General features: G+C 38.5%; 11 protein-coding genes and 1 pseudogene. 2 read left to right on the top strand and 10 right to left on the bottom strand.

Annotated elements, in window-relative coordinates; all coding sequences use genetic code 11:
* Window positions 1–589 precede the first annotated feature (589 nt).
* Complete coding sequence (locus BBG47_RS26100) at window positions 590–1,264, top strand: hypothetical protein (protein WP_065294172.1); 675 nt, start codon at window positions 590–592, stop codon at window positions 1,262–1,264.
* Window positions 1,265–1,571: 307 nt separating this feature from the next.
* Here BBG47_RS26100 and BBG47_RS26105 read toward each other — a convergent pair whose 3' ends face one another.
* Both BBG47_RS26105 and BBG47_RS26110 read right to left on the bottom strand, forming a co-directional pair.
* Window positions 1,572–2,045, bottom strand: coding sequence for a DinB family protein (locus BBG47_RS26105; protein ID WP_065294173.1), 474 nt, complete (start codon window positions 2,043–2,045; stop codon window positions 1,572–1,574).
* A gap of 254 nt (window positions 2,046–2,299) precedes the next feature.
* The gene (locus BBG47_RS26110; protein WP_065294182.1) at window positions 2,300–3,289 is read right to left on the bottom strand and encodes a hypothetical protein; all 990 of its coding nucleotides are present in this window, start codon (window positions 3,287–3,289) and stop codon (window positions 2,300–2,302) included.
* Window positions 3,290–3,617: 328 nt separating this feature from the next.
* Between BBG47_RS26110 and BBG47_RS26115 the strand changes: the two genes are divergently transcribed.
* Window positions 3,618–4,322 (top strand): SMI1/KNR4 family protein, encoded by a 705-nt coding sequence (locus BBG47_RS26115; protein ID WP_065294174.1) that lies wholly within the window; start codon window positions 3,618–3,620, stop codon window positions 4,320–4,322.
* Between the two features lie 117 nt (window positions 4,323–4,439).
* Here BBG47_RS26115 and BBG47_RS26120 read toward each other — a convergent pair whose 3' ends face one another.
* The 8 genes and pseudogenes from BBG47_RS26120 to BBG47_RS26155 all read right to left on the bottom strand — a co-directional run bounded on the left by BBG47_RS26120 (window position 4,440) and on the right by BBG47_RS26155 (window position 9,551).
* The gene (locus BBG47_RS26120) at window positions 4,440–5,078 is read right to left on the bottom strand and encodes a flavodoxin family protein (protein ID WP_083189620.1); all 639 of its coding nucleotides are present in this window, start codon (window positions 5,076–5,078) and stop codon (window positions 4,440–4,442) included.
* Window positions 5,078–5,578: a hypothetical protein gene (locus tag BBG47_RS26125; protein ID WP_065294176.1), complete on the bottom strand. Its 501-nt coding sequence runs from the start codon at window positions 5,576–5,578 to the stop codon at window positions 5,078–5,080. The genes BBG47_RS26120 and BBG47_RS26125 overlap by 1 nt, the downstream gene beginning before the upstream one ends.
* Window positions 5,578–6,156 (bottom strand): TetR/AcrR family transcriptional regulator, encoded by a 579-nt coding sequence (locus tag BBG47_RS26130; protein ID WP_065294177.1) that lies wholly within the window; start codon window positions 6,154–6,156, stop codon window positions 5,578–5,580. Before BBG47_RS26130 ends, BBG47_RS26125 begins: the two co-directional genes overlap by 1 nt.
* 197 nt (window positions 6,157–6,353) lie before the next feature.
* On the bottom strand, window positions 6,354–6,827 hold the full coding sequence (locus BBG47_RS26135; protein WP_065294178.1) for a GNAT family N-acetyltransferase: 474 nt from the start codon (window positions 6,825–6,827) through the stop codon (window positions 6,354–6,356).
* 152 nt (window positions 6,828–6,979) lie between these two features.
* On the bottom strand, window positions 6,980–7,513 hold the full coding sequence (locus tag BBG47_RS26140; RefSeq protein WP_251486584.1) for a GNAT family N-acetyltransferase: 534 nt from the start codon (window positions 7,511–7,513) through the stop codon (window positions 6,980–6,982).
* Between the two features lie 42 nt (window positions 7,514–7,555).
* Window positions 7,556–8,224: an HAD family hydrolase gene (locus tag BBG47_RS26145; RefSeq protein WP_254659934.1), complete on the bottom strand. Its 669-nt coding sequence runs from the start codon at window positions 8,222–8,224 to the stop codon at window positions 7,556–7,558.
* A gap of 12 nt (window positions 8,225–8,236) precedes the next feature.
* Window positions 8,237–9,019, bottom strand: coding sequence for an alpha/beta hydrolase (locus tag BBG47_RS26150; protein ID WP_065294180.1), 783 nt, complete (start codon window positions 9,017–9,019; stop codon window positions 8,237–8,239).
* Window positions 9,020–9,192: 173 nt separating this feature from the next.
* Window positions 9,193–9,551: pseudogene (locus tag BBG47_RS26155) on the bottom strand (VOC family protein).
* Between the last annotated feature and the right edge of the window lies 1 nt (window position 9,552).

Raw genomic sequence — 9,552 nt, forward strand, 5'->3', positions numbered from 1 at the left:
CAATGTCAATTTGGCCGGATATAAAGTTACTGTTAAATTGAATGAATATATACATTCAAGAACAAACAACCTACAATCGTGGGCAAGATCAACAAGAAAAGGGAATTTTATTTCTTTTCCCTTACTCCTTAAGTTGGAGCGCTACTGTCAGCAGAAAATAAAGTATTAGACTGAATGTCAATGATCTATGCGACTTTTCAAACTGTTATAACGTCAGACTTCATATAATTTGTTTTTGACTGACCCTAGAAAATAAAACAGCGGTAGGCCAAGGATAAGAAAATAAAATCCTAGGCTGTCGCTGTATCATTGGATTAACGTGTTCCAATAGTTCAATGACAAATATTTATGCTGGTTTTTATCTCGACTTAAAGTGACGAAGTCGCTGGCTGCGATTGCTAATATTCTTTTGAAATAGCTATACCTAGTCCCTTACGAATTGCCTACATTAGAGGGGCGATATGTCCATTTTGATTTTCCGCAAAATAAGAGTGAGCTTATGCTTGAGTAACATCAACACGCTATGCAAAATGAAACTTTTTCCATAATAAATCGTCTATACTTCTAATATGAAGAAGAGGTGAAAATGATGAAAAACCTGTCAAAAATTATGTTGTGTAGTGCCCTCGGAACGATGATTGCTTTAGGAACGGCTTATGCAGGATCTAATTTGAATTTACTTATCAATGGACATGGCGTTGTGACGGAAAAGCTGGATCTTCAAGTCAAAGATGGCAAAGTGCTTGTTCCTATCGATCGTCTTGCGGAAGAATTTAAAGGCAAGGCGGTCTACGATGCTGATAAGAATGAAGTTCAAGTGACGCTGCCGGATTCCGCTCAACAAGCGATTCAGATCCAACGTTTGGAAGCGGCGCTGGTCCCCTCTACAGCAAAAGAAGCCTTAGATACTTGGGTCAAAGGCATTCAGACTCGCAATGGAGCGCTGCAATTCGCTGTTTTCTCGCCTGAACTACGTTCCAAAACCAAGAAAGAATTCGAAGATTACAAGTGGAATACGGGCGGCTCCAGTCCGCATATGTCTGAGATCGATAAGCTCAAAACAAAATCTCTGAATAAAACGACGACTCAGTTCTCATTCGATTATGGCCTTGTTGCTTCCAATTGGGAAGGCAAGGGCTCTGCGGTTGTCACCGTACAAAAACTTACATCCAAAGGTTATGAAGGTTGGTTTATTACGAATATTAAAATGAAAGACCCGAGCGATACAGGTATCACGATCGGTGTCGAACCGTTTAAGAAATAATTGATCCCAATATGATATATCGAACTAAAGCCCTGACACCCTGTTGTCAGGGTTTTATTTATAATCAAGCTTATAAGAAAATCAAACCAAGCGATTAGGTTTTTTAATACAATGACTGCTATTGCAGCGGAACACAGGGGATATTCCTTTGCTGGTAAGCTGATATCCTCACGCCGACTTGGTGGATTCTAATACTTAAGAAAACAATAAGGGAGCATAATGAAACTATACAAAAGACAAATTTGCGTTGCGATTTTTTCAATAAGCATGTTTTGTATAAATTTAGATCCAACATACGCTAGCATTCTTACATTATCTGCTTAGTTATCAAAAAATTTTGAATTTGTTTCATATGGTAGGTTTCATGAGATATAAAGAATTCAGTTAAGTATGTTCCAATAGTGAATCCCCGATCTCCCGGGTAAACTACAGAAAATTGATTGTCTTCCAGCTTCATTAAATTATTTATCATTATTTGGCGATTCTTAATTGTTTCTTCGATGATTTCTTTCTTATTTCTTCCCTCTCCATAAATAATGGATTGTTCATTAAATCCTAAATAGTCCGGATGTTCTCTTAATTCAGGAGATTTACTTTTTAATAAATTTGGGAATGTGACGTTATTAAAATAATCATCCCATTTCATGATATGGGTAATAACATCATGAATTCTCCATTTCCCTTCACCAAGGGGTGAAAACCATATTTCATCCTTTACGTTATCTAAAGATCCTACGAACGACACAAATTCATCTAATTCAGAAATTAATTGTAGTCTCATTTTCTTTCCCCTTTGTAAATTCATCTAGGGAAATTATACCACAACACAAGAATGTATGTTCTGTTTTATATTCTAAATCTTCTTTTATGCACTTGCACTGGTATCAGTATGCATGACATCAATCTCCCTTGGATAGCGCTTCTATCTTAGGAAAATCGATTTGTCCAGCTGCTCTCGCTTCTCTGCATCTCAGTTGCCAGTCGGATACTCTTCAGCCGCCAACCGGATCGAGGGGCGAATGCACCAATCATGAGTCACGCTTTCCTCAATGAAAACAGAATATAGATCGATTCAATTTCATGGAATTCTTCCAAAACCCACGAGGTTTTAGTTAAAATTCGCTGCAACCCCTCCAGCCCAAGATAGCGGATTTGCACGCCAATAAACTCTGTAAATCCAAGGTATCCCGGATTTACATGCGCCCGATCAAAAATTAAGGAACCCGTGACCCGGGCATCTGCTGGGGAGGTGGTAAACAAATGGTTTAGATTCTCAATGATATCTGAATCCGAACCGTACTCAAATAGCCCGCCCTCCGATGAACAGAACTGAATCCATCCGGCTCGTTCCAAACTCAACTTCAGCAGTTCCTCTGGTTGGCTCCAATCATAATGAATGATATTGAGGGTAATGTCCAGACCATAGAAGCGTTCCCCCGGCTGCTTCAGAACATCGATGCATCGTTTTGCGAAATTGGGTCCGTAGGTATCGATATCTAATATGTTGATCTCAATCTTCCGTCCCTTGAGTAAATCCGGATCCGATTCCTGAATTAGAATCAGAGTGTTGATACTGTCGGTTGCCGCACCTCCAGCGATATTGAAGAAGCAAAGGTTCCGTTCAGGGAATTGTTTGAGTTGGGGCTGCAAAATTTTCGATTGGTGCCGGCAAAGATCCCTCAGCCTGATCCGAAGTCCCATAAAAGAGGTTTGCTTCACCGCCCATTTGTCCCGGAAGCCTAATTTTATCCCCCGGCTTAACTCGGGACCAAGTTTGTACACCAGGGTATGCATGCCGCTAAGATATGAATTGTCAACACTCGACATTTTCACAAATATGTTCTGAATAAAGCGAGGCATCTTCTTTAATGATTCAATACTCCGGGCTGACTTGAGACAGTTCAAATGATACGCCTGTTCATCAATACTTGCGTTGAAAAGGGGATGAGTAATATCCAGTATAGGTAATTGAGTTTCATTCTCGAAAACTGCATAGGGAATGCGCTGATCTTGATTTGCCTTCATCATTTTCAACCCCACCTCACTTGAAAGACGATTTGAATCTAACGAAAACCCACAGCGAGCGTATTGATCTTCCTTTAGAATTCCAAGGTACTCTGAGCTCGAAATAGCACTTAATCCTTAGACTCCTTGAACGTCAATTATTACTTCGTTTGGTAACGCCACTTAATTTCCGATAACGTTGCCGCGCTGATGATTTTCATACTGTGATGGCTGATAGCCACGGTCGCGCTCCTTTCCATGCAATCGGCACAATGTTTTTCTGTGGTATTTAATAACAAGTTCGCGTTTGCTATACTGATAGCAAATATCGTGGTTTTGGGAGGATAGTATGAACGAATTAGAGCAGATTGAACAGAAGTACAATTTTACGTACCCGAAACTATATAGACAGTTGTATTTAGACGGTATGTTGGATTCAGGCGGAGAATATGGGCAGGATTGGAACGCAAAGTATTATGCCAAATTAGCCCAAAACCCGCCTATGCTGTTTTTCGGCTTTGACTTTGAGTTGCTGAAATGGAACAGTATCGTTGAAGAAATCGAAGCATTCAAAGACCCTGACGATTATCGTCAGACGAAACCAGAGTTTCAGTTTGTTCCATTTGGTCGACAAAAAAACGGAGATTTGTATGTGTTCCAATTTGATAGACAAAACGGTGAGGATGTACCTGTTACGTTGGTTTACCACGATGATATTACCGCTGTTGTTTTGGCGAAAAATTTACAGGATTTTATTTTTCGGGACTTGCTTGAAGATTTAACGAGTATGAAGTATTCCCATACAGCAAGTGGCGATTTGAAAGTCAATTCTGCCAACCTATTAAGAACACACCGAAAGTATTTGAAGCATAGTCAAGTCAAAAAGTTGGAGGAAGTATATGGTAGAGATGTTTTTGAATACATAGAAACGACCTCAACAGGGCTTGAGTTGCCACTGGAAGGGTTAATCTCAAACGATGAATTAGAACAGGTGTTAAAACAGGAGATTGGTTTCGACGCGCTCGACAACGAGTTTGAGTATTGCAATTCATAGACACGCACAAGACGTCAGCACATCTACGGGCTGACGTCTTCACTTTGTCTTTCCGATTTGGTTTATAAACATAGAAATGCTGTTTCGAATTGATTAGCGCAGGGGAATAGTGCTTTCTTAAAGCCTTTTCATAATATCTTTCTTCTTCAGACCATTCTTTTTAGCTTTTGCATGCCAAAAAGAGTGTGTCGCTGCAAATCGCCAGGCAAAGCGTGGGAAATTGGGACTGAACAGCAAGGAATCATCACTCCCCTGCGAATGTATATTTTTTGCCAGTCTCTCCATTGCCCTTCCTAGATTTTTTAAAGGGCCCTGGCCAAGTGGTACCTTTTCGATAAAACCCATCATTTCACCAGCGCCTTGTCCGATTCCTTGTCCAAAATGAAGGCCGGATCGTACACACCAATTTTTGATGATTTCAAGAGCAATGCAAGTTTGCTTCCCCTCATAAAATCCATTGTTTACAAGGGCATAAACGTAAATTTCCTTTTTCCGTTCTGCTTTCATATACCCTTCAAGCGTAGTCAGCATCCTTAATAAATGCGAAGGTATTGCATCGAAGTATAGAGGAAATGCAAAAATCAGTGTATCCATGTGGCAAAGCTCGATGTATTGCTCATCGGTAAGCGGTCTTTTATTTATGGTATAGTGTGATATCTCATGCTCGGAGATTATCAGGGGTTCAAGTGCTTTGAGCATCCTGCCCGAATTGCTCTTTCCTAACTTGGGGCTTCCATTTATCATAGCGATTCTCATTATATAACCCCCTTGATTGTTTGCAAGCTGTTATGGAAATACATCTTGTTTCCTATGGAATTTAAGTTCACGCTGTTCGCTGCAACCAGAGCTTTTGCGGTTTCCTTTTCTGCGTTGGTTATGTCATTTCCATAAAAATGTACCGATAGAGTGAATTTGTTATCATACCGGAATCGGTGATGGGTTTCTCCATTTTTGATTACGAAATAAGGAAGAAGATATGGTAAGCTCCTATCCACAATATTGCACACAAAGGGGCTGTAGCTCCCATAAACACATTTACTGATGATAACCAGCTCATTGCATTTTGAAAGAAGTTCGCCCATATTGTCATAACCATCCTTTATAACGCATTCTCCCGGTGTTCTGATCCAGCATCCAAAGCAACCAATGCATTTACGGATTGTGCCATTGTCTGATATAACCGTTACGTCTGTATTTGGGTTATCATACAACGCCATGAATTCTTGTTGATTCAAATCATGGATAATCATTTTCATCATTCTATCTCCTTAATACAATTGTTTATAAAAACATGAATCCAGTCCCCGGAATATCGAATACCCTGATTGGTAAGCAGCGAGGCTATGCCGTGTACCATTGACCAAAGAACAATCAATTTTTCGGAATAAGCTTTCTCTGGCAATCCTATGCTGTGAAACATTTGATACGCCGTTGTCCTGAATAAAGCAAATGGCGGATAATCATTGGCGTTATCATTGTCCAAATCAATGGTTAATCCTGAGTGATAGAAAAGAAACTGAAAATATTGCGGATTTTCAATGAAAAAAGAAATATAAGCCTGCCCTAGCAGCGAGGTCGCTTCGAGACTGTTTTCCTGTCCACGAATTGATGTACGCATCTTATCCATAAATCGCTCCGTTACATGCTCGCCCATAGCATATATCAGCTCGTCTATATCTTTAAAATGACTGTATGGTGCGGCATGACTGACGTTGCATTTCGCTGCTACCTTACGCAGGGAAAAACCTTTTAACCCATCTTCATTAATAAGCCCTATCCCAGCTTCGATAAGTTTATTTCGCAAATCACCGTGGTGATATGGTTTTTCTTTCATTTGATATATACTTCCTTTCACATAACTTGACACTGTAAAGATCATAATAAACAATCTTTACAGTGTCAAGTTGAACTTTCGAATCCCTCTTTCACTTCCTCGCGTATTAATTTCCGATAATGTTCATGTATTCACGGAAAACCCCAGCCTTAGATTGCTCTTCAGGCTGGGGCTTTGATTGATGTTGCGTCTTAATGCTAAATCAAACGTTTTTCGTAAAACACAATTGTCATTTTATCGTTAACTTGCACTAATTCCCCTGTCTTTTGATAACCTAATTTTTCATAGAGATAACAATTCCCCTGCTCTTGTAATATGGTATCCAATTCCCAAATTCGCGCATCGTTATATATATCTTCGATTATAGAAAATACCTTGTGTGCAATTCCTTTCCCTTGATGCTCAGGCAAAATAAATATTGGGCTGACGCGATAGATTTTATTCTCTTTCCTTACAATTCTAATTGCACCTATTGAAATATTTGAACTTTTTATAATGTAATAATCCGTAAACGATTGATTTAATCGATCAATTATTCGTTCCACAGATTCATTAGCAGGGCTGGTTTCATAATCTTGATATTTATGTAACAACGGCATAAATGATTTAATTTGCATTTCATGAATCATCGATGCTTCATTAAGGCCTGATTTGAATAACGTGATGTCCATTTTATTACTCCTTCCGGATGCCTTTGAATGTCTTTAATTCATACCAATATATGATCAAGAATAAGATACTACCTGGTAAAAACGTAATAAAATATATCCATTTAGGTGCAAGTCCTGTCGGAGATAAAATACCTCCACACATTATAATGAAACTAACTAAAGATCGAAGCCGAAAGTCTTCCTCTATATTCATTCTTCAACATTCCCATTATTACCAAGGACTCATAATTTTCTTCTGATTTAATACATTCCCTCAACAAGCCTTCTACCTTAAATCCGGCCCACTCATATACGTGTCTTGCTCTATTATTATGTTCTTTAACATCCAACCAAAGCCTATGCGCTTTAAGATGATTAAACACGTATTCTTGTATCAGCTTCATTGTTTCCTTCCCATAACCTTTACCCTTATCACCTATATTAATTCTAACTATTTCAATACAACCGTTTTGATTTGATATTCCTGATAATATTAAGTATCCAATCTTCTGACTATTTGAGTTCTCAACAATAATATATAAAAAATCATCGCTTCCCAATGCATCCTGGTGTTTATCCCTGGTCCAAGAAATAATATATTTCTTGCTATCTGGATGTTTTTCTAATGAGATAATGAAGTCTAAGTCCTCTATTTTGGCTCTCCTAAATTGAATGTTTTTCGATCTTATTAAGTACTCTAAGGTCAAATCATATCCTCCTATCATATTTAGTAGCTCTTTCACAAGTTTTCACACTGAGCCTTCTTCGATTTGCTCAATCAGACTCATCAATTCCAAGAGATCGGACAGTTCTGCAGTCGGGTTCACCTTCATCTGCTTCAACATTTCTTTATCGGATCGATAAGCTATAAACCTTATCCCTGCACTAATAGATGCCTTTCCATCTATCCATGAATCGCCTATAGAGAGCCATTCATTCGCTGAGTTCTTAAATTCATCCAACACTCGCAAATATCCATCCGGTGAAGGCTTCAATGATTTCATTAACTCCCTACCAATAATGAAATCAAAATATTCATAAATACCATTATCTCTTAATGCGATTTCTGCAGCTTCAACAGAATTATTTGTTACAATTGCAAGGTGATATCTACCTTGAAGTTTATTAAGGATCTCCACTGCACCGGGCTCCAAGTCTGCCCCCTGCATTCCACACACTTCATGTTTCTTAGCAATATCCCACATTTCATTTCGTAACACTTCAGTCATTCGATTCGTTTGTATTGCTTCTTCAACAATAGTTGATGTTGTATGGTAATCAAGATTATATCCACCGGGTAGGATCTCTTTCGATACGAGAAATTGGTAGGTTTCATTCTTCATGGCTTGGAAGTCAATTTTTGAGCTTAAAATCGTATTATCCATATCAAATACAATGCCTTTTAATTGATGCTTCATAGGATACCTCGCTCACAAATGTGTTATTAAATAATCAATCACATTTTCAAATGCGTTTTGAACTTGTAGGTCACTAAAGTTCTGATCAAAAACATGTTCCGTTCCTTTTATAGTTATTAACTTTGTAGCTACTCCCTTTTCCTTTAACTTCTTGTGCATTAATACTGATTGTTCGTAGGGTACATCTGTATCTTGATCACCATGAAGAAATATTGTTGGGGGGAATTCTACCGTTATATTATTGATTGGGTTATATTGAATTAATTTAGTATGATCATGTTCATTGTTGATTCCCGTTACTTCTTTTAACCAGACACCGTGCTGTCGGCAATATAAATAATAATTAAATCGTTCCCATTGGCCATTCGTAACTTCACGATCCCCGACATGCTGACAGGCTGTATAAAGTGAATCGATCACTTTAGGTCTAATATCAATTGTTCCAATTAATAAGCTGAGATAGCCACCAGCTGAACTCCCCATAACCGCAATATTACTTACATCGAAATCATACCATTCGATTGTTTTCGTTCTTACCCAAGTAATTGCGTCCTTTATATCTTCTATGATATCCTCAAATCCAGTTTCAGGAGCAAGTCGATAATCAATATTGACTATACTAAAGCCAGATCGTCTGAAATATTCAAATTGATCGGAGGATAACCATGATCTTGCCCCAAAAATTAACGCCCCTCCATGAATATACAAGATCACCGGAGAATTCCTACCTTGATAATAAATATCTGCACTTATAGAGCAACTATTTACTTCTTTATAGATCTTCGTATCTTTCATGACTTTTTCCTCCTTTCGATCTTACGCCGCATTCAGCTATCTACCGTTCTTGTATTCACGAAAACACCCCAGCCTTAGATAACTCTTATCTTAGGCTGGAGCGTTTGTCGTCTGAGCACTTCCATGATTATACATCTAACAATCAAGAGACGTCACTGTCTCATATTCTTTGATTAAGAATCTTTCGTTCCAATGATCATCTTTATACGTTCTCGTTCTTCGTTCTTATCCAGTACTCAAAAAATCCAAGACGATTTCCCCAAGGATCTGTAAAGGATCCCCATTTGACTGGAACCTCTGGTCTTGAGTAAATTTCAAAATCATCTATTTCTAACACACCAACAAGCCTATCTTTTTCAGCTTCAATATTCGTTGTCCCCAAACGTAATGATCCATTTCCTTCAGTAGGTATTCCTTCTGCAATCTGTAACCAACATCCGGGAATCAGTTCCCACTCCGCAAACCCTTCATGTGGAATAAAATCAGGCTTTCTATGTAAGAGTGTTTCATACCACTTCTGTCCTTCTTCCATG

Source organism: Paenibacillus sp. KS1 (assembly GCF_001680695.1).
In the GTDB taxonomy this organism is placed as follows: domain Bacteria; phylum Bacillota; class Bacilli; order Paenibacillales; family Paenibacillaceae; genus Paenibacillus_B; species Paenibacillus_B suaedae.